The organism is Achromobacter sp. NPDC008082 (assembly GCF_042957345.1).
Classification (GTDB): domain Bacteria; phylum Pseudomonadota; class Gammaproteobacteria; order Burkholderiales; family Burkholderiaceae_B; genus Achromobacter; species Achromobacter kerstersii_A.
Genome location: NZ_JBIBIB010000007.1, coordinates 380,927 through 402,171, shown reverse-complemented (window position 1 = coordinate 402,171; position 21,245 = coordinate 380,927). Strand labels below are relative to the sequence as shown.

Genomic DNA, 21,245 nt, shown 5'->3' with positions numbered 1-21,245 from the left:
CATCCCCCCGCGCCCGCCATGATGAGCTATCTGCTGTGGTCCCTGCCCGCCCTGACGGTAATTGCCGCCATCGCCAGCGGGCGCGTGAACACAACCATCGCCGCCGTGCTGGGCCTGTGCGCCGCCGTGCCGATTGCGCTTTTCGCCGCGCCCGCGCCATTCAGCGGCGCGCAATTGGCGGTGACGCTCGAACGCGGGCTGTGGATTGGCTGGATCATCACGCCGTACATTCTGGGCGGCTTGCTGTTCTGGCAGATGGCGTCCCACGGCCACGCGCCGCAACCATCGTCCGCGCAAGCCGCAGCCGGCCATGCCGAACTGAACGACCCGCTCGCTCGCCGCCGGCGCTTGTTCTTCGCCTGTTTTCTGATCGGCCCGTTTGCGGAATCCGCCACGGGTTTTGGTGTGGGCATGTTGGGCACCGTGCTACTGATCCGCCCGCTGGGCTTGAAGCCGCGCGACATCATGGTGTTCGCCCTGCTGAGCCAGACGCTGATTCCCTGGGGCGCAATGGGCAGCGGCACCTTGCTGGCATCCGCCTACGCGCGCGTGCCGGCCGCGCAGCTGGCGCTCTACAGCATGGTGGCCGTGGCCTTGCTGATGGCCGTATGGATGCTGCTGTACTGGCGCACGGCGCGGCTTGCGGGCTTGCGCGCGGATGCGGCCGAACACCGGCGCGAAGCCGTGTGGATGGCGGCCAGCCTGGGCCTGCTTAGCGCCGCTACCGCTGTGCTTGGCCCCGAGACCGCGCTGCTGGCCGCCTACGGCCCGTTGATCGTGCTGCGCTTCGTGATGGACCGCCGGCCCGACCGCCATCAACTGCTGGCCGCTGCGCGCCGCGCGCTGCCCTACATTCTGGTGATTGCCTGCCTGGTCGCCACGCGCCTCATCCCCGCGCTGAACCGCGCGCTGGGCGCGTTGGCTGACATCCGGCCCTTTGCCGACCTGCCCGCCTGGATGCCCTTTCTGCACGCGGGCAGCTGGCTGATTGCGGGCGCGCTCGCCATGGCGGTCTGGCGCCGCCAGCCGCGTGCGTTGGCGGCGCAGGCGCGCGCCTCGTGGAAAACCGGCCGCCACGCCGTCATGTCCGTCTTCCTGTTTGCGATGATGGCCGAAGTGCTGGCAGGCGCCGGTATTTCGCAGGCCTATGCCGATGGTCTTTTTGCAACACTGCAAGACTGGACCATCCTCATCACGCCCCTCTTGGCCGGCGCGTTTGGTATTCTGGCCAACAGCGGCAACGCGCCCAACAGCCTGTTCATGCCTTCCCAGCTATCATTAGCGCTTCACGCGGGCTTGAACGTACCGGCAGCCGCTGCGCTGTTACACGTTTCCGGTACGGCCATGGGTATTTTTTCACCTGTCAGAATGTCGATTGCGGCCGGTTTGGCCCACGGCCAAGGGCAGGAACGCAGCGTGTATGTTCTACTACTGCCGTTTGCCCTGGCCGCGTTCGGCATTCTTTTGTCCCTGGCACTGCTTGTCGTGCTGTCGGGATAGCCGCCGGAGCGCTGATGCTCACGGCCTCAACCTTTTTTTTGTGTAGCACATGGGACTAGAACAGTTAGCCGCGATCCGGGCATTGATTACCAAGCAGGCGCCCGAAGAGCCTACCCCCAAGAAAGAATCGCGTCCGCAAGGCGGCGGTAAAGGACCTCGCTCGGCAAACGCCGGCAAGGGCCCGCGCCCGCAAGGCGAGAAAGGCGCCCGTCCGCAAGGCGGCGACAAAGACCGTGGCCAGCGGCCGCAGCGCGCCGAGCGCCGCGACACGCCCGTCGACCCCGTCGTCGTCGCCATCTCGCGCCTGCAACGCCAGTTTCCCAAGGCCTTCCCCAAGAACCCCGCGCCCAAGCTTCCGCTGAAGCTGGGCGTGCTGGCGGACCTGGTGCAACATGCCCAGGCGCTGCAACTGGACGAAGCGCAGATCAAGGAAGCGGTCAAGACCTGGTGTGATGGCCGCCGCTACTGGGCGTGCATGGTCGAAGACGCGCCGCGCGTGGACCTGAACGGCGAACCCTCGGGCGCCGTCACCGCCAACGAAGCCAAGCATGCCAAGCGCATGGCGTCGCGCAGCGCGTCGAAAAACGCCGCCGCCCGCAACAAGGCCAAGAAGGCGGAAGCCGCCGCCGCTGCTGCGCCGGTTGCAGGTGCTGATAATGTTGCCGCGCCCGCCGTGCCCGCAGTGAATGCCGATGCACCCGCCGCGGCTCAAGCGCCGGTTGTGGACGTGCCGGTGGCGGACGTGCCGGTGGAGGCAACGCCTGCCGCTGCCCCCGAGCAAAAGAAGGCGGAAGGCGCGGATCAAGGTTCCGCTGAAACGCCGGCTGCATCTTCTGCTGAATCTTCGGCGGATTCCTCGTCGGATAAGCCTGCCTGAATCGGCTGCGGCGCCGGTTTACACCGCGCCGCCTGACATACAAAAACCCGGCCTGCGAGGCTTCGCAGGCCGGGTTTTTGCTCGTGCCTTCAAGGCCGCAACGCTTGTTCTATATACGCCATCCCAATCGGGGAATACGGCAACGTCAGCGCCCACTTATGGCCCGCCGCGTCCATTTTCAGCAATGACTTCTTCAAGATATCCACGATCTTCTCCGCGTGCGCGGGATGAAAGGCTTCGTACTGATATTGCAGGAACACCAGGCACAGCGCGTTCTCCATCGTCTGCACATCCGCGTCCTGCTTGATGCCCTGCTTCATCACAATCGTCTTGACGCGGTCAATCACATCATCCGCATACCCCGTGTCGCGCATGATGCCTTCGGCAATGCCCGCGTGGTGCCGCGCCAGCGCCTTGCGCCACGTCAGATAACCGATACGCCCTTCGGGATAGCTGTTGCGGGCAATTTCCCATCGGCCGATGTGTTGGCACCGGGACGCCAGCACCAGCGGCTCGGCCGCATCCGGCGCCAGCTTCAGCACCCACTCGTGGAGCTTCTGCGCCAGGAACAATTCCTGCGGACAGGTCTCGCCCTGCCAGGTAAACAGGTTCGGGTCCGCGCCGTTGTAGTGGTCAAAGCGCAGCAGCGTCTGATGCAGACGATCATTCATGCCTGGAGTGTCCAAGAGTCGTTTCGGAAGAGTCGTTTCGGATGAGCCGGAATCGAAACGATGATAGCGCCAAGATAGCCGTCCACGGCACATCCGCATCGCATTCCAACTATCCAAATGCGAAATCCATCGTTCACCCGCGCGGCGCGACTGCTTAGGATTTGGGGTTCTCCCTAGCCCTGGAATTCCCTATGTCTCCCCGCGCTTGGTTGCGGCACGCCCTGGCCGCGGCCGCCCTGTTCAGCATGCTTGCCGCGCAATCCGCGCAGGCCGCCTTTCCTGACAAACCCGTGCGGCTCGTCTTGCCGCTGTCGCCGGGCGGTGCGATGGACGCGCTGGGCCGCGGCTTGGCCGAACAGTTGGGCGCGCAATGGAACGTGCCCGTCATCGTCGAGAACCGCGCCGGCGCGGGTGGCAACATCGCCTCTGAAATGGTGGCGCGCGCCGAGCCCGATGGCTACACGCTGCTGCTCACCGGCGACATGCTGGTCGCCAACCAGACGCTATTCAAGAACAACGTGAACTACGACGCCGTACGCAGCTTTGCGCCGGTCGGCATCGTGGCCGTAACGCCGCCCGTGATCGTCGTGCGCGCGGATTCGCCGATTCACGACATCGCCGGGTTGCGCAAGCTGGGCGCCGAACGCCTCGTCAATGTCGGCACGCCGGGCTACGGCAACAGCAATCATCTGGCGTTGGCGCGCTTGCAAGGCCTGTACCCCGACACGCTGCTGCATGTGCCGTACAAGGGCGCCGGCCCCGCCGTCGTGGCGTTGCTGGCGGGTGAGACGGATGCCGCCATCGTCGCCGTGCCTGCCGCCGCCAACCTGATCCGCACCGGCAAGCTGCGCGGCCTGGCCGTGCTGCAAGCCGAACGCAGCCCCATCATTGGCGACGTGCCCACCGCCCGCGAAGCCGGCCTGGACCTGGACAGCGGCTCGGGCTGGTTCGGCATGCTGGCGCCCGCCGGCACCGCGCCTGACGTCGTGCAACGCATCGGCGCGTCAGTCAGTACCGCGCTGAACGAGCCGGCCTTTCGCGAGCGGCTGCGCGCGCAAGGCTTCGAAGCCATCGGCGGATCGTCCGCCGACTTCGCTGACCGCATCGCCAGCGACGCCCTGAAATTTCCCGTCCTGCTCCAGCAGGCCGGCGTATCCGTCAATTGACCCCCTGCCCTGTCATGCCTATTGCTCACGTGGCCGACGCCCGCCTCTATTACGAAACCCATGGCCACGGCCATCCGCTGCTGATGCTGGCGCCTGGCGGCCTGCTGTCGCATGTGGAACTCTGGCGCGTGACGCGCGACGGCAAACCGCGTGACTACCCGGACCCCATCGCTGCGTTCTCGCAAGACTACCGTTGCATCGCCATGGACCAGCGCAACGCCGGCCGCTCCACCGCGCCCTTGCGCGCCACCGATGGCTGGCAAACCTACGCCGAAGATCATTTGCGGCTGCTCGACCACCTGGGTATCGAGCGCTTCCATGTGCTGGGTTCCTGCATCGGCGCGTCCTTCGCATTGAAGCTGTGCGAACTGGCGCCTGACCGCGTTACGGCCGCCATTCTTCAGCAGCCCATCGGGCTATCGGCCGCCAACGCCGCCCACCGCGCCGAGTCCTTCGACAGCTGGGCCGACGGCCTGCGCCAGCGTGCGGGCGGCGTGGACGAGGCGGCGCTACAGGCGCTGCGCGCCAACCTCTTCGATGGCGACTTCGTCTACAGCGTCACCCGCGCTGCGGTCGCCGCAACCCGGACACCGTTGCTGATCCTGGCGGGCAACGACATCCTGCATCCCGTTGAGATCGCTCGGGAAATTGCCCAGCTGGCCCCGCACGCAACGCTGGTTGAAGACTGGAAAGGTAAAGACCGCGCCGACGTCTACACCGGGGCGATCCGGCGCTTTTTGGCGGGGTTGGATGCATATGCCTAACGCGTATTTCTCCGTCTAGCGCAAACCGCGTCATACTGGCGGGTTCCGAGCATTGCCCCCTTGCATTGCTGCCTGCATTGGACCCCGCACTGGAACCCCCATGAGTGACGCATCCCACACCCCCACCCTGGCGCCTGACGTGCTGGCCGCCCAAGCGCTGGCCAAGCAGCACGGCGTAGGCACGCCCAACGTGCTGACCACCCCCATCGCCGAAACCCGCGAAAAAAGCCGCGCGTATCAAGAATGGCTGAGCCAGCCCGCCCCGCCCGTCGGACGCGTGGTGGAACACCGCCTGGATCATCTGCCCGTACCCGCCACGCTGCGCCTGTACTACCCCGAAGGCGCTTCGGACGCGCCGCTGCCGCTATACCTGCATCTGCATGGCGGCGGTTTTGCGCATGGCGATCTGGACACGCTGGACCGCTGGAAACGCGAGATCGCGGCCGAAGCCGGCATCGTCACGGCAGGCCTGTCCTACGCCTTGTCGCCCGAAGCCCGCTACCCCGTCGCGCTGGAACAAGTGCTGGGCGCGCTGCGCTGGCTGCGTGACCAGGCGCCGGCGCTGGGCCTGGACGCATCCCGCCTGGCCGTGGGCGGCGAGTCGGCCGGTGGCAACCTGACGCTGGCCGCCCTGCAACGCCTGCGCGACGAAGGCGACGCCTTCATCAAGACCGGCGTGGTCATCTACGGCATGCTGTCCGCCCGCCGCGACACCTCCTCGCACGAATCCTTTGGCGACGGCCGCTTTGGTCTGTCCACGGAAAAGCTTGATTGGTTCTGGCGGCAATACGTGACGGATGCCGCACAGCTGACGGACCCCGGCGTCGCCCCGCTGCACGCCGACGTCGCAGGCCTGCCGCCCCTTATCCTGCAAGCCGCGGCGCTGGACCCGCTGCTGGACGACACGCTCGACCTGGCCAACAAACTGTTCGCCACGGGCGCTGCGCCCAACTTTATCGTCTACTCCGGCGTGCCGCATAGCTTTATCGGCATGACGCGCCTGCTGCCGCAAGCGCAAGAAGCCCGCACAGACCTGGTGCAAGCGCTGAAGCGCAACCTCGCCGCATAGGAAAGCGCGCCGTAGTTTCGTAGTCGTCTAATGGACGCCGCCTTCGTCCGTTGTGCAAGATGCCTGGTTGGATCTTGCACAACGAAAAGAGGAGCGTCAGGTGTCCCGACCTTGCGGCTACCGCTTCAGCTTCACGCCCGTCCATGGCGCGGCGTTTGATGTCGTTGAATTCACGCTGGACGAGGCGCTGTCCGAGACCTATCGGTTAAGCGTGGACCTTTCCAGCTTTGATCCGGCGGTGGATTTTGGCGGCCTGCTGGATCAAACCGCGTTGTTCACGATCTGGCGCGGTGACGTCGCGGTACGCCATGTGCACGGCATCGTCACCGAGTTCGAACAAGCCGGCACCGGCTTTCGCCGCACCCGCTATCGGGCGGTGCTTGAACCGTCTCTGGCCCGCGCCGCCCTTTGTTCCGACTGGCGCATTTACCAGCACCTGTCCGTGCCAGAGATCATGGCGGATGTCATCAAACGCCAGGGCATCACAGACTATGAACAGGTCACCACGAACGAACACCTTCCGCGCGAATATTGCGTGCAGGCAGGCGATACCGATCTGGAATTTCTGAACCGGCTAGCCGCCGAAGAAGGTTATTTCTACCGCTACGACCATACCGAGAAAAGCCATCGCTTGATTCACGGCGACCGCATCTACATCCACGGCGAAATCGCGGGCGGGCCAGTTCTGTACAACCCCAAGCCGGGCGGCGATCAGCCCGAGCCCGCGCTGCATCGCTTCACCTACGCCGAGCGTGTGCGCACCGCAGTGCAAACTCAGCGCGATTACACCTACAAGCATCCGCGCTATAGCCAGGAACATTCCCCGGTCGCCGCGGACTTGGCGCATCAAGACCGCAGTTACGAACGCTACGACTACCCCGGCCGCTACAAACGCGACGAAGCGGGCAAGCCATTCACCCAGTCAAGACTGCTAGGCCGCCGCCGCGATGCGCGTATCGCCATCGTCGAAGGTGACGACGCGCGCCTGATTCCCGGTGTGGCTTTCGACCTGACCGGTCACCCGCGAGAAGACTGGAACCAAGGCTGGCGGCCCGTCCGCATGCGCCATCATGGCGTGCAACACACGAGCCAGGAAGAAGACGGCTTCGGTGCGGAACAAGGCACGCAGTATGGCTACACCGCCGAACTCGTCCCCGACAAAGTCGACTGGAAGCCCGCGCCCTGCCCTAAACCCCACATCGACGGCCCGCAAATGGCCACCGTCGTCGGCCCGCCCAACGAAGAGATCTATTGCGACGAGTGGGGCCGGGTCAAGGTGCAGTTTCCGTGGGACCGGCTGGGCGACTACGACGAACATAGCTCCTGCTGGATACGGGTTTCACAGAACTGGGCGGGCGCGCTGTGGGGGCAGATGGCGATCCCGCGAATCGGCCAAGAAGTCGTCGTGCAATTCCTGAATGGCGACCCAGACCAGCCGCTGATCACCTCGCGGGCATACCGCGCCACCCATCTTCCGCCGTATGAACTGCCCCGGCACAACATCCTGCACACCATCAAGAGCAAGGAACATAAAGGGAATCGGGCCAATGAACTGCGGCTGGATGACACGTCGGCGCAGATCAGCGCGGCGTTGATGAGCGAGCACGGCGATTCGCAGTTGCATCTGGGATATTTAACGCACCCCAGGCCAGCCGGCGGCAAACCTCGCGGCGAAGGGTTTGAGTTGCGCACGGACGCGCATGGCGCGTTGCGTGCGGCGCAAGGCTTGCTGCTGACGACCGAGGCGCAACGGCATGCCAAGGGCGGGCAACTGGATCGCTCGGAGATGGTGGGCGTGTTGGAAGCGGCGCTGGAACTAGCCCGCACGCTAGGCGACTACGCCGGCAAGCATGAAGGCGTGGAGCATGACTCCGCCCCGCAGCAATCGCTATCCGAGTCCGTGCGCGATCTAGGCCACGGCGCAAATGATCAGCCGAATAGCGCAGGCGAAGGCGATGCCGCGCTGATGGCGCTTAGCGCACCCGGTGGCATCGCCGCCGCCACGCCCGCCAGCTTGACGCTAAGCGCAGGCGAACACCTGGACAGCATCGCCCAGCGCCATCAGCAGATCAGCGCGGGCGAGAAAGTCGTGATCAACGCTGGCGGCGACGTGGGGCTGTTCTCTCAAGCCGGCGCCCTGCGCCACATCGCGCACCAAGGCGAAATGCTGCTGCAAGCACAGCACAACGCCATCCGTATCCAGGCCGACCAAAGCGCAGAGCTCACGTCCAGCAAACAACACGTGCTGATCGCGGCCGACAAGCACATCACGCTGCTTTGCGGCGGGGCGTACATCAAGCTGGCCGATGGGAACATTGAACTGGGCATGCCGGGCACCTTTACGGTCAAGGCGGCGCAGCACAACTTTTCAGGGCCGAACAGCGCGTCGATGGCGTTCAACACGTGGGATGCAACGCCGTTTGATGATGCCTACATCATTCGAGACGCCTCAACCGATGAACCGTTGGCGCATACGGCGGTAGAGCTTCGCCGCGGAGACGGCGCGCTCGTTCGCCTGATCACCGACGCAAAAGGCCGCCTGCCCATGCAGCAGGACCTGTTGATGGATCTGGTCAACATGCGCATCATGTCGTCCGATCCTGCCGCTGAACCCGACCCGGAGGCAAGCTCGTGAATTCGCCCCTTCCCGATGATGAAGTGCTGGTTCCCTGCACCCGGGACGCGCTAGGCCGGCGCGTGTACGCCACGCGGCTGACCCCAACCGCAGATAAACGAGAAAAGGTGTTGCTTTGCTCCCTGCCAGCACCGATACCCGTGGTGTTCCTGCCCGGGATCATGGGCACGAATTTGCGCAATAGGGAGACCAAGGCCGAGGTCTGGATGCCGCCTAACACCGGCTTTTCAATCAGCGATATTTTCGGGCTGATTGCGGCGATATTTACGTGGTGGTCCCGGGGGCCGAAGGTGCGCCAGAAGTTGCTTGACCCGGCTGCCGTCGAAGTCGACGACTCCGGCCCCATCAGCCTGGGTGACTCCGGCCTGAGCGCAGAAGCCGCACGGCTACGCGGTTGGGGCAGCGCGCACAAGATGTACTACCACCCCTTCCTGGCCCGCATGGAACAACGGCTCGACAATATCTATCGTGGCCGAAAAATTCAGAAGTGGTGGAACGAAGAAGGCTTGCGTGAGCCGGAAGAATATGGCGAGGAACGGGGCCAAGTTACGGCGCTAAGCGAAGACGAGCTGATCCATGCAGGCAAATATCAGTTTGATGTCTGGTGCGGTGGCTACAACTGGCTGCAATCCAATGCAGAGTCCGCAGCAGACATACGCGACTACATCGAAAACACCGTATTGGCCCACTACCGCAAAGAAGGCGGCATCAGCGCCAAACAAGCCGACACCATGAAAGTGATATTGGTTACCCACTCGATGGGCGGCATCGTCAGCCGGGCATTGACCGAGCTACTGGGATATGACCGCGTGCTCGGCGTGGTGCACGGCGTACAGCCCTCCTCCGGCGCATCTGCCATCTATCACCACATGCGTTGCGGCTACGAAGGCATGGTCCAGGTCATCTTGGGGTCAAACGCGGGAGAAGTCACCGCAGTCGTTGGGCGCTCTCCGGGCGGACTGGAACTGATGCCGACGGCGGAACATCGTGGCGGCAGGCCGTGGTTGTTTCTGCGGGACGCTGCAGGACCCGTGTTGAGAGACGCTGAGGGAAGACCCCGGGCGTATCCGCAACGGGGCGATCCGTACGAGGAAATTTACAAGACCAAGGCTTGGTATGGGCTGGTGCCGGAACAGAATACGAAGTATTTGAATATGTTGGAGAAATCGGCAGGGTCAGACGCCAATTTGGATTCGAGATCGAATTTCTACAAGTTGGTAGACCGCGTGACAGAATTCCAAGGCGCTTTGGCGGAAGCGGGCTATCACCCTCAAACCTATGCCCACTACGGTGCAGAGGATGGTCTGCATAGTTGGCGCGAGATCATTTGGCAAGGCGATTCTTCCTCCTTGGAGATGTTCGGTGCAAAGCCTCAGGATGACGGCAAGGGAAGCTACCAGAGCCTGTTCGCTCCCAAGCGGCCCAAGCTGATTCCAACGACGTCAGCCTGGAGCGCCGAGAGCCTGGATGCGCATGGCAGTGGCGGAGATGGAACGGTTCCAACCGATTCTGGCCGGATGCCAGGAAGAAGCGGAATCAAAGCCAGTTTCCGCCACGGCACCAAAGGCTATGGCGAATACAACAAGGATAACGGCTATGAGCACGCGGACAGCTATGTCGACGACCGCGCGCAATGGGCCACGCTATTCAGCGTGATCAAGATTGCACAGCTGGCGACTTGGCACCCCTCCCAACAGGAGCAAGCATGACCTCGCTCATCGGAGTGCTCACCGCGATCAGCACGATGGCAGCCATAGCGCTTTCCGGGTGCAGCTCCTTCTCAACCCAATCCCGGAGTTCGTCGATGAACAAAGATGGATGGATCACGCATTGCTTTGGCCGCTTTTTGATTGACCTTCCTCCGACTGCCGTCATCAGCCCAAGCCATAGACTATGGGGAGCCCCATTAGAGTCCCTTCAAATGCCGGTATCCGCTCTGAGCGGCGCACTCGACACGCGGGAGCGAGAACTAAAGGCGCAACCTCATTTGAAGACCAATGGAAGTATGTTCGTACGCCGTATTGTCTTCGGGGCGAACGCAACGGGTCTGTACTCTTGGTACTCCGATATCAACACGAAGATCTACCGCCTTGAGAATTACGCTATTGCGCAACCCGCAGGGAAAGTGTTCCGACTTCAAACGCGCGTTTCCTACGACCGTGAAGAACGTGCGTTACAGCGCGCAGCAGCCTGGACCAGCCATCTCCGCTCACGCGGCCCTCTCGAAATCCCCACTGAACCCGGCTTCTGCATCAACGACGGCTTCATCGCCGGCAGCGCCTTCCAAGTGGAGAGCTTCCGAATCGGTGTGACCTTCCCCAACCACCCCGGCGCGCGATTCCTCTTTCGTTCCAGCACCGGCGCGGAAGAAAACCGTTTGCTGGAACGAATGGGCGGCTTCCTGATGGGGATTGCCAAACTGGCCGCCGGCATCACCACATTGCGCAAAGGCGTGCGCAATATAGGCCCGATCCAGGCCGAAGAATTCGCTACCGCCGGCAGCCAGGATGGGCAGCGGCTCTATTCCTTTACCTGGGAATCGCAAGGCAAGGACGACTCCATTACCGAGCCGAACCTGGCTGCGCAGCTAGGCGTGCTGGAACGCAACCCCGACGGTCAGGGGAACCCGCCGCCACCGGCATTTCCGACAGACGCCGATGCGTTAGCGCTTTGGGACGCCATGATCGAATCCATCCGCTTGCGCCCGGGCGCAGCGGGCACGTCGTCACAGGCGGGCGAATCCACCGGCGGAATGGTTGCGTCTTCCGGCACGCCGTGCCCCTGGCCCGGCGTGTGGAAATGCGGCAGCGCAACCCAAGAGCGAGAACAGACCTTCATGCATGGCCAGATACTGCCCCACGTGAACGGCCAGGCCGTGTCGTGGCGGCTTATCAAAGCGTTCTGAACACACGCCTTCTGAACAGCCACCTTCTGAACGGACACCTTCTGAACAGTCACCTTCTGAACGCCCGCCGTATGACAACAAAGCGTCAACGAAGGGACAACGAAGGGACAACGCCCCTGACTCCGTTCAACTACGCGCCGGCTTGTTCCCGTGCGACACGCTCGGCGTATCGCGGAACAGGGACATGTGCGTGTGCGTGGCGACCCAGGGCTCACCCACCGCTTCGCGCGCGAACGAGACCGTGGCGCGGCCGACGCGGTCGAAGGGTTTGCCGTCGGGGTGGTAGCCGGTGGAATCCCACACTGCCAGGCCGACTGCGAACAGGCGGTCGGGCGAGACGAAGCTTTGCACGTCGTCCAGGCGCCAGATGAAGTCGTCGATGGTGAACCAGACGTTGCGCCACTGCGTTTTCTCGGCGTGTTCGCGGCCGCTGACGAAGTTGGTGTAGGTGCCAAACGCCACGAAGTCGTCGGCGAACAGATGGCGGGCGGCGGCGTAGTCCACCGCTTGCACGTGGTCGGACAATTCCTTGAACCAGGCGCGCACGGCTTCGGCGTCGGCGGCGTCAACGGGAGCTAAGGCTTGCACGGACATGACGAGTTTCTCCAAAAAGGGATGAGTTAGGGTGTAGCAGGAATGGGTTCTGCGAACCAGCACGCCACGGCATGGCCGGGCGCGCGGGTTTCCAGCGGCGGCGCGGCCAGACGGCAGCGCTCGGCGGCCAAGGGGCAGCGCGGGTGGTAACGGCAGCCAGAAGGCGGCGACATCGGGCTGGGCGGCTCGCCCGTGGCCACGGTGTACGCGGGCCGGGTGTGGCCGCGTTCGGGTTCGGGGACGGCGGCGAGCAGCCCGCGCGTGTAGGGATGCAGCGGACGCTCGTAGATGTCGTCGCGTGCGCCGGTCTCAACCACCTGCCCCGCGTACATGATGGCGATGCGGTGCGACACGTGCCGCACCACCGCAAGATCATGCGCAATCAGCAGGAAGGACAGGCCCAGCTCTTGCTGCAAGTCCTGGAACAGGTTGATGATCTGCGCGCGCACCGAGACGTCCAGCGCCGACACGGGCTCATCCGCCACGATCAGATCGGGCCGGATGGCCAAGGCGCGTGCGATGCCCACGCGTTGGCGCTGGCCGCCCGAGAACGCATGCGGATAGCGTTCCGCTGAATCCGCCGGCAGGCCGACCTGGGCGATCAGTTCACCGACGCGGCGGCGCAAGGCGTCGCGGCCGTCGCTCCAGCCATGCACGATCAACGGTTCGGCGATGGCGTCAAAGACGGTGTGGCGCGGGTTCAGGCTGGTGGACGGGTCCTGAAACACCAGCTGCATGTGGCGGCGCAAGTCGCGCAGTTGCGCGCGGCCCGCATGGGTGATGTCTTCGCCTTTGAAATGCAGCGAACCCGACGTAAGCGGCGTGCGTCGCAAGACGGCGCGGCCCAGCGTGGTTTTACCGGAGCCGGATTCTCCGACGAGACCCAGCGTCTCGCCGCGCGCCAGTTCCAGCGACACGCCATCCACGGCGCGCGCCAGCACGGGCTTGCCGAACCAGCCGGCCGAGCGCACGGGGTAATGCACGCGCAGGTCACGCGCCTGCAACAACGGAGTCGCGTCGCTCATGACACTTGGGTCCAAACAGGAGTAAAGGGGCGCACGCAGGCCGCCACCCTGCCCTGGCCGACGTCTCGCAACACCGGGCGCTCGGCGCAGGCCGCGTCCGCGCCCGGGCAACGCGGGGCAAAGTCGCAATGGCGGCTGCGGTGGCGCAGGTCGGGCGGGACGCCGTCGATGGCGATCATGCGGCGGCGCGTGTCGGTCAAGCGCGGCGTCGCGCGCAGCAGCCCTGCCGTGTAGGGATGCGCGGGCGCGGCGTACAAGGCGTCGGCGTCCGACAGTTCCACCAGCCGGCCGGCATACATGACCGCGACGCGATCGGCCACCTTGGCGACGACGCCCAGGTCGTGCGTGACGAGCAGCATCGCCAGCCCCAGCCGCTGTTTCAGCTGGGCAAGCAGTTCCAGAATCTGCGCCTGGATGGTGACGTCCAGCGCCGTCGTGGGTTCATCGGCAATGAGAATTTGCGGATCACAGGCCAGCGCCATGGCGATCAAAATGCGTTGACGCTGGCCGCCCGAAAACTCATGCGGCAGACGGTCCAGGCGCTCGGCGGGTTTGGGTATGCCTACCTGCGCAAGCAGGTCGATGATGCGGGCGCGGCGCTGCGCCGCGGTCAACGGCGTGTGGCGCACCAGTACCTCGTCCATCTGCGTGCCGATGGTCAACAGCGGGTTCAGCGCGCTCATCGGGTCTTGAAACACCATGGCGATGCGGTTGCCGCGCAAGTCTTCGAGCACGCGCGGGGGTGCCGCCAGCAGGTCTTGCCCATCGAACTGCACCTGCCCGCCCGCGACACGGCCGGGCAAGGTGGTCAGCCCCATCAGCGCCAGCGCACAGGCGCTTTTGCCGGAACCGCTTTCCCCGACGAGCGCCAGCGTTTCACCGGCATAGAGATCAAACGACACCGCGTCGACGGCTTTGACGGTGCCGTGACGCGTCAGGAACTCGACGCTCAGGTCGCGCACGCTCAGCAAAGGCGATGAGTTCATCGGCGCACCTTCGCAATCAGGCGGCGGGCGAAATCTTTCTCGCGCTCGCGCGGGTCCAGCGCCAGCCGAAGGCGGCTGGCCGCTACGTTCACGATCAACACGGTCAACGCAATCGACAGGCCCGGAAACGTAGCCAGCCACCAGGCGCTGGTCAGATAGTTACGGCCATTGGCCACGTCCAACCCCCACGACACGGCAGGCGGTTGCACGCCCACGCCCAAGAATGACAACGCGGCTTCCGCCAACACCACGCGCGCAAACTCCAGCACCATCAAGGTGATAAGCGGTGCGGCCAGGTTGGGCAGGATGTGGCGGAACAGGATGCGCCCGGCGCGCGCGCCCGCCATCTCGGCGCTCTCTATATAGGGAAGCTGGCGTACGGACAGCACCACGCTGCGTATCTGGCGCGCATAAACCATCCAGCCGTTTAACGCCAAGGCCAGGATCACGGTGCCGGGTCCCGGCCCCAGAATCACCAGGATCACCAGCGACAGCAACAAGCCCGGAAACGCCACGTGCACGTCCACCCAGCGCATCAGCACCGCATCGACCCGGCCGCCGGCAAAGCCCGCAATCAAACCGACCAGCACGCCAAACGTTGCCGACGCCGCGACAACGGCCGCGCCAATCAGGATGGACAGGCGCGCCCCGTGCAGGATGCGGCTGAAGACGTCGCGGCCCAGGTTGTCGGTGCCAAGCAGATTGGCCCATGAACCGCGCGCCTCCCAGACGGGCGGACGCAGGCGTGCCGACAGCTTGATGGCGGCGGGGTCATAGGGCGCCAGCCACGGCAGCACGATCGCAACGGCGGCCAGTAACGCCAGCAATGACGCGGCCAGAATCCAACCCCGCTGCCGGTCCGACAGCGCGTGCCAGCCGCGCGGCGCAGCGGTTTCGGGCGCAGCGTCGGCCGCGCCCATCCATGCCGGAACGGTGCTCATACCGCGATCCTCCGGTCCAGCAGCCGGTACAGGATGTCCAGGCAGAAATTGATGATCACGATCAGGAACGCAATAAAGAAGACGACGGCCTGCAACAGCACCAGGTCCTGGCGCTCGATGGCCTGCACGGCCGTCTGGCCCAGGCCGGGCCAGGCGAATACGGTTTCCACGACGACGGTATGGCCGGCCAGCATGCCGGCGAACTCCCAGCCCAGCAGCGCCACCGTGGGCACGGCGGCATTGCGCAAGGCGTGCACCAGCACGATGCGGCTCGGGCGCAGCCCCTTGGCGCGCGCCGTGCGCACGTATAGCGAATTCAGTTCATCGATCAACGCCGATCGCAACATCATCGCAATGCGGCCCAGCGCGGGCAACGCCAAGGTCAGCATGGGCAGCACGCCGCTGCCGGGCGCCTCTGAGCCCGACGATGGCAACCAATTCAACGTCACGGCGAACAACAGAATCAGCAGCAAGCCCAGCCAGAATTGCGGCAACGACAAGCCCCCCAAGCTCAACAGCACCGACAAGCGATCCGCCCATTGCCCTGGCCGCAGCGCCGCGATGATGCCCAGCGGCACGCCCGCCACGATGGCCACGCCCAACGCGCCCACGCACAGCGTCAGCGTGCTGGGCAAACGTTCCAGCACGATGTCCATGGCGGGACGTTGCTGCCAGATGGAGTTGCCGAAGTCGAACAAGGCGATGTCGCGCAGATAGTGCAGGTATTGCGCCCAGATCGGGCCGTCCATGCCCAGTGCCTGCGCCAGCACCGCGCGGTCGGCGGCGGAGGCGTCGACCGGCAGCATGGCTTGCACGGGGTCGCCCACCAGCCGCGTCACGATGAACACGATGGTGGTCACGCCCAGCACAACCAGCAGCCCCTGCATCAAGCGGCCCAGCAAGAAGCGCGGCAAGCCGCGCCCGGCATGATTATTCGACGACACGAATGTCCTTCACCGGAATCAGGCCATCGACGCGCGGCGCGAAGTCGATACGTTTGGACAGGCCGAAGATCTCGCCGCCTTCCAGCAAGAACACCAGATAGGCTTCGTCGCGGCCGATCTTCAGCGCTTTCGAGTACAGCGCTTGGCGCTTGGCCGGGTCCGCTTCCTGGCGCGCCTGATCGATCAGGCCCTTGAGTTCGGCGTTGTCATTGGCGGCCGCCACGCCGCCATCGGCGTAATAGGCGCTAAGCGTGCGGTCGGCGTCCAGCAACTGGTTGGAATGGCTGCTGCTGATTTGCGCTTCGGTGGGCACACGGTTCTTGTTGATGGCGTCCAGGTATTCCGCCCAGGCCAGCACGCGGAAATTCACTTTCAGGCCGGCGGCCTCCCAGTAGGCGGCGATGGTCTCGGCCAATTCCTTGTCTTTCAGCCAGCGGCCCGACGGCGCATACAAGTCAATGGACTTGCCGTACGCGCCGGCGGCCTTCAGCAATTCGGTGGCGCGCGCCGGGTCGTACGGATACGGCTGGATGCTGGCGTCATAGCCGAACCAGCCCGGGGCCAGCAACTGGCCGTGCGATACAGCCGCGTAGCCGCCGTACAAGTCCTTGGCCAAGGCTTCCTTGTCCACGGCGTAGTTCAGCGCCTGGCGCACGCGCACGTCTTTGGTCAGGCCCTTCAAGGCGTTCAGCGACACGAAGGGCAAGTCGGTGCCTTGCAGCGTCACGGCCTTGGCGACCCGCTTGGTGTCTTCGGGCAACACATTGGTGATGAAGTCGAAGTCGCCCGCACGCAGGCCCGACAAACGCGTGCCGGGTTCGGCCACGAAGCGGTAGGTGGCGCGGTCTACATTGCCAACGGCCGACGGGTTCCAGTAATGGGGGTTCTTAGACAGAACGATGCGCTGGCCCTTGGCCCATTCCGTCAACACATAAGGGCCGCTGCCCACGGGCTTCTGGCCCAGGCTGCCGTCGGCGGCGGCCGTGGGCGACACGATGGTCAGCCACGACAGGCGCGCGGGCAAGGCGGGGTCGGCGCCATTGGTCAGCACACGCACCGTCACGGCGTCGACGGCTTCGGCGCGTTTGATGCCCAGAAAGAACGGACGCTGGCGCGAGGCGGTCTTGGGGTCGACGATGCGGTTGATGCTGGCGGCCACGGCAGCGGCGTCCAGCGCCTGGCCGTCACTGAATTTCAGGTTGGGGCGCAGCGTCACTTCCCAGCTGTCGGCGCCCGTCTGGCGCGGCAGCGCGGTGGCCAGTTGCGGCACCAGCTCGCCTTTGGGCGTACGCGTGATCAGCGTCTCGAAGATGTTGCGCGACACGGCGCGCTCGGAACCATCTTGCGCCGTTTGCGGGTCGAGCGTGGACGGCTCGGTGCCTAGCGCCAGCGTGATATCGGCCGCGTGGGCGGCGGTGAAAACAGACGCGGACAGAGCCAGGCTCAAGCCCAGGTAGCGTGTACGGTTCATGCGCACTCCGGATCAAAGGACATGCGCAGCGGGGCACAATGTCGCAGTCGGTAAATAAGGAATCAGGAGTTTGCCGCGAGAAATCAGAACGTGCCGTTCTATCCATATGTCTGGGAAATGCTTGACGCAGCCGTGGACTACCGCAAGCAGTCATAAGAGCGCAACGGCCGCTACGCTGCCGCCTGCACCGCCGGGCTTTCCCACGCGCGATGCGGCGTGGCCGGCCCCGCGTAAGCCTCTACCTGCACCAGCGCCGTCTGCGCGCTGGGCCCCTGCGCCAGACGCGACGTGCCGATGTCCGCCGTCAGCGTGTTGGGGTTGCCGTGGCGGTCCAGGTCGCCATCCGGGTCGGACCATGCTCCCGTCGACATCACCACCACGCCCGGCATCAAACCCGCGTCCAGCTTCACGCCCGCCAGGCACGCACCGCGCGCATTGAATACCCGGACCACGCCGCCGTCTTGAATGCCGCGCGCGGCGGCGTCGTCCGGATGCATGGCGATGGGTTCGCAGCCCTGGATCTTGGCCGAGCGCGACAAGGCGGCCGGGTCCAGCTGGCTGTGCAGCCGATGGCGCGGCTGGTTCGTCAGCAAGTGCAGCGGCCACTGCCTGGCCGCGTCCGCGCCCAGCCATTCCGACGGGGCCAGCCAGGCTGGATGCCCGGGGCAATCGGCATAGCCAAAGCCGGCCACCACGTCCGAGGTGAGTTCGATCTTGCCCGAGGGCGTGCGCAGCCGATGCGCGTCCGGGTCGCGGCGGAAGGTTTCGAACAACACGTACTGCGAGTCGGGCGGCGGGATTTCAGCGTGGCCGCGCGCCCAGAATTCGTCGAATGGCGGCAACACCACGCCCCGTTCGGCGCAGCCGCCCCGCATGCCTTCATAGACGTGCCGGCACCAGCCCATTTCATCGCGCCCGGCCGTGTACGTGTCATGAAAGCCCGCGCGCCGGGCGAGTTCGGCGAAGATATCGAAATCGTTGCGCGCCTCGCCTTGCGGCGGCACGGCGCGGTGCATGGCGAACACATAAGGGTCGCGCGCGGAACCGCCCACGTCGCAACGTTCCAGCGACGTCGTGGCCGGCAGCACGATATCGGCGCGACGGGCCAGCGGCGTCCACCAGGATTCATGCACAATCACCGTTTCCGGCTTGCGCCACGCAGCGCGCAAGCGGTTTTGGTCCTGGTGATGATGGAACGGGTTGCCGCCCGCCCAATAGATCAGCTTGATGTCGGGATACGTGTGGCGCGCGCCATTGAATTCGTAGTCCGCGCCCGGCGACAGCAGCATGTCGGTAATGCGCGCGACGGGAATCGCCAGTTGGGCCGGGTTCTTCGGCACGGGCACTTCGGGGCCAGGCACTTGCCTGCGCGGCTGCCCGATGCTGTTCAGCGACGCATGGCCAAACGCAAACCCGCCCCCCGGCAAACCGATCTGGCCGGCCAGCGCCGCCAGGCCGATCAACGCCCAGTACGGCTGTTCGCCATGTTGCGCGCGTTGCAACGACCACGCCGCCGTCAACAGGCTGCGCTGGGTGGCGATGCTGCGCGCCAAGGCGTCGATGGTGTCCGCCGGCACGCCGCAAATCCTCGACGCCCACGCCGCATCCTTAGCCTGGCCGTCCGCCGCGCCCGTCAGATAGTCGGACCACGTTTCAACGCCCACGCAGTAGCGCGCCAGAAACGCGGTGTCGTGCAGCCCTTGCGCCAGCAGCGTATGCGCCATGCCCAACATCAACGCGGTGTCGGTATTGGGCCGGATGGGAATCCAATCCGCCGCCACGCCTTCCGGCATGTCGGCGCGCGTGGGGCTGATGACGGTGAGCCGAATGCCAACCGCCTGCGCGCGGGCCAGCCAGCCCGGCAAATTGTGCAGGCCTGCGCCGCCCGAGGTGACCTGGCTGTTCTTGATCGGGATGCCGCCAAACGCCACGATGTGGCGCGTATGCGCCAAGACGCTTTCCCAGTCGGTCACGTCGCCGCTGACGGGGCTGGTGGTGCCGATGACGTGCGGCAACAGGAATTGCGCCGCGCCCCAGCTGTAGTTGCCCACCTGGTCTACGCATCCGCCGCCCTGGAACAGGAAACGGCGGATCAGGCTGCGCGCATGGTGCACGCGCCCGGCCGATGACCAGCCATAAGACCCGCCGAAAATGCCCGCCGGACCATGCTGCGCGCGCACGCGCGCCAGTTCGCCGGCGACCAGATCCAGCGCGTGGTCCCACGACACTTCCACGTATTCATCGCCCTCGCGGTCGCGGTTGCCGGCCAGCCAGCCTTTGCGCACGGAAGGCCGCTGAATACGCAAGGGCGAATGCAGCATTTCCGCAATCGACCCCAGCATGGGCGAAGGCGATGGGTCCGGGCCGAACGGTTCGCAATCCACCACACGTTCGTTTTCGACGAGCGCGGTGAAGGCGCCCCAGTGCGCCAGGGACGGGTGACGGGTGCGGCTCATGGCGCGCCCCGCTCAGAGCGCGCCGCGATCCTGGACCAGCCTGATCCAGAACGCCGCACCATGGCTGATGGCTTGATCATTGAAATCGTAGTTGGGCGTGTGCAAGCCGAACGACGGGCCGTTGCCGAAGAAGACGAACGCGCCGGGCTTTTCCTGGAGCATAAACGAGAAATCCTCGCCGCCCATCACCGGTTTCATATTGTCGATCACGCGGTCGGCGCCGACCAGGTCTCGGGCGATGCGCACCGCATGCGCCGTCTGATCCGCATGGTTCAACGTCACCGGGTAGTCGCGCAGATACGTGAGCTTGGCCGTGGCGCCGAACGTGCCGGCGATGCCTGCAATCACTTCCTTCATGCGTGTTTGCACCGTGTCTTGAATGACGGGGTTGAAGGTGCGCACGGTGCCGCGCAGCTGCGCCTTCTGCGGAATGACGTTGTCGGTTTCCCCGGCATGGAACATGGTGATCGACACCACCGCGCTTTCGTGCGGATGCACATTGCGCGACACAATCGTCTGCAAGGCGTTCACGATCTGCGTGCCGACGATGACGGTGTCCACGCCTTCCTGCGGGCGCGACGCGTGGCTGCCCCGGCCTTCGATGTCGATGGTGAAGCGGTCAGACGCGGAGGTGATCGGGCCGACGGTTGTTGAAAATTTGCCCAGCGCCAGGTTCGGCATGTTGTGCAGGCCATACACCTCGTCCACGTCAAAGCGGGTGAAAAGGCCATCGTCGATCATGGCCTTGCCGCCTGCGCCGCCTTCCTCGGCGGGCTGGAAGATGAAGACGGCCGTGCCGGCGAAGTCGCGGTCTGCCGACAAGTAGCGCGCCGCGGCCAGCAAGGTGGCGCTGTGGCCGTCGTGGCCGCAGGCGTGCATGATGCCGGCGTGGCGCGACTTGTGCGCCACGTCGTTGGCTTCGTGGATGGGCAAGGCGTCCATGTCGGCGCGCAAGCCGATGTTGCGGCCGGGGCCCGCGCGCCGGCCGCGCAGCAGCCCCACCACGCCCGTCTTGCCAATGCCCGTTTCCACGCGGTCAAAGCCGAACGCGTGCAGTTTGTCGGCGATGAAGGCGGCGGTGCCGTGCTCTTCATAACGCAGCTCGGGCGCGGCGTGGAATCTGCGGCGCCACTCGCCGGCTTCGGCGACGACCTCGTTCAAGGTGTCTTCTGCTACTGCGTTCATGCGGATTCCTTCCAGGGCTGCGCGCGCCGCGCCGATGCCCGGCCACGGGCGAAAAC

General features: G+C 65.0%; 17 protein-coding genes. 8 read left to right on the top strand and 9 right to left on the bottom strand.

Annotated elements, in window-relative coordinates; all coding sequences use genetic code 11:
* Positions 1-18: 18 nt before the first annotated feature.
* A complete protein-coding gene (locus ACFZAI_RS28000; RefSeq protein ID WP_391570091.1) occupies positions 19-1,500 on the top strand; it encodes a hypothetical protein in 1,482 nt (493 codons plus the stop codon).
* 49 nt (positions 1,501-1,549) lie between these two features.
* A complete protein-coding gene (locus ACFZAI_RS27995) occupies positions 1,550-2,377 on the top strand; it encodes a ProQ/FinO family protein (protein WP_391570090.1) in 828 nt (275 codons plus the stop codon).
* A gap of 89 nt (positions 2,378-2,466) precedes the next feature.
* On the opposite strand, the gene ACFZAI_RS27990 is transcribed toward ACFZAI_RS27995, so the two are convergent.
* Positions 2,467-3,048: a DUF4202 domain-containing protein gene (locus ACFZAI_RS27990; protein ID WP_391570089.1), complete on the bottom strand. Its 582-nt coding sequence runs from the start codon at positions 3,046-3,048 to the stop codon at positions 2,467-2,469.
* Between the two features lie 191 nt (positions 3,049-3,239).
* Between ACFZAI_RS27990 and ACFZAI_RS27985 the strand changes: the two genes are divergently transcribed.
* The 6 genes from ACFZAI_RS27985 (at position 3,240) to ACFZAI_RS27960 (ending at position 11,587) form a co-directional block, all read left to right on the top strand.
* Complete coding sequence (locus ACFZAI_RS27985; RefSeq protein WP_391570088.1) at positions 3,240-4,214, top strand: Bug family tripartite tricarboxylate transporter substrate binding protein; 975 nt, start codon at positions 3,240-3,242, stop codon at positions 4,212-4,214.
* Between the two features lie 14 nt (positions 4,215-4,228).
* A complete protein-coding gene (locus ACFZAI_RS27980) occupies positions 4,229-4,978 on the top strand; it encodes an alpha/beta fold hydrolase (protein ID WP_391570087.1) in 750 nt (249 codons plus the stop codon).
* 100 nt (positions 4,979-5,078) lie between these two features.
* On the top strand, positions 5,079-6,047 hold the full coding sequence (locus ACFZAI_RS27975) for an alpha/beta hydrolase (RefSeq protein ID WP_391570085.1): 969 nt from the start codon (positions 5,079-5,081) through the stop codon (positions 6,045-6,047).
* A gap of 100 nt (positions 6,048-6,147) precedes the next feature.
* Entirely contained in the window at positions 6,148-8,682 is a 2,535-nt protein-coding gene (locus tag ACFZAI_RS27970) for a type VI secretion system Vgr family protein (RefSeq protein ID WP_391570083.1), read from the top strand.
* Entirely contained in the window at positions 8,679-10,391 is a 1,713-nt protein-coding gene (locus tag ACFZAI_RS27965) for an esterase/lipase family protein (protein ID WP_391570082.1), read from the top strand. The genes ACFZAI_RS27970 and ACFZAI_RS27965 overlap by 4 nt, the downstream gene beginning before the upstream one ends.
* Positions 10,388-11,587, top strand: a complete 1,200-nt coding sequence (locus ACFZAI_RS27960; protein ID WP_391570081.1) for a T6SS immunity protein Tli4 family protein — start codon at positions 10,388-10,390, stop codon at positions 11,585-11,587. The genes ACFZAI_RS27965 and ACFZAI_RS27960 overlap by 4 nt, the downstream gene beginning before the upstream one ends.
* A 126-nt stretch (positions 11,588-11,713) precedes the next feature.
* Here ACFZAI_RS27960 and ACFZAI_RS27955 read toward each other — a convergent pair whose 3' ends face one another.
* From ACFZAI_RS27955 to ACFZAI_RS27920, 8 genes are all read right to left on the bottom strand, one after another.
* On the bottom strand, positions 11,714-12,181 hold the full coding sequence (locus tag ACFZAI_RS27955; RefSeq protein ID WP_391570080.1) for a YybH family protein: 468 nt from the start codon (positions 12,179-12,181) through the stop codon (positions 11,714-11,716).
* 26 nt (positions 12,182-12,207) lie between these two features.
* On the bottom strand, positions 12,208-13,206 hold the full coding sequence (locus ACFZAI_RS27950; protein WP_391570079.1) for an ABC transporter ATP-binding protein: 999 nt from the start codon (positions 13,204-13,206) through the stop codon (positions 12,208-12,210).
* Positions 13,203-14,192 carry an ABC transporter ATP-binding protein gene (locus ACFZAI_RS27945; protein ID WP_391570077.1) on the bottom strand — a complete coding sequence of 330 codons (990 nt, stop codon included), beginning with the start codon at positions 14,190-14,192 and terminating at the stop codon, positions 13,203-13,205. Before ACFZAI_RS27945 ends, ACFZAI_RS27950 begins: the two co-directional genes overlap by 4 nt.
* Complete coding sequence (locus ACFZAI_RS27940) at positions 14,189-15,133, bottom strand: ABC transporter permease (protein WP_391570075.1); 945 nt, start codon at positions 15,131-15,133, stop codon at positions 14,189-14,191. Before ACFZAI_RS27940 ends, ACFZAI_RS27945 begins: the two co-directional genes overlap by 4 nt.
* A complete protein-coding gene (locus tag ACFZAI_RS27935) occupies positions 15,130-16,077 on the bottom strand; it encodes an ABC transporter permease (protein ID WP_391570074.1) in 948 nt (315 codons plus the stop codon). The genes ACFZAI_RS27940 and ACFZAI_RS27935 overlap by 4 nt, the downstream gene beginning before the upstream one ends.
* Positions 16,064-17,548, bottom strand: a complete 1,485-nt coding sequence (locus ACFZAI_RS27930) for an ABC transporter substrate-binding protein (RefSeq protein WP_391570072.1) — start codon at positions 17,546-17,548, stop codon at positions 16,064-16,066. The genes ACFZAI_RS27935 and ACFZAI_RS27930 overlap by 14 nt, the downstream gene beginning before the upstream one ends.
* 170 nt (positions 17,549-17,718) lie before the next feature.
* Entirely contained in the window at positions 17,719-20,004 is a 2,286-nt protein-coding gene (locus tag ACFZAI_RS27925; RefSeq protein ID WP_391570070.1) for a molybdopterin-dependent oxidoreductase, read from the bottom strand.
* A gap of 12 nt (positions 20,005-20,016) precedes the next feature.
* Positions 20,017-21,189 (bottom strand): M20 aminoacylase family protein, encoded by a 1,173-nt coding sequence (locus ACFZAI_RS27920; protein WP_391570069.1) that lies wholly within the window; start codon positions 21,187-21,189, stop codon positions 20,017-20,019.
* Between the last annotated feature and the right edge of the window lie 56 nt (positions 21,190-21,245).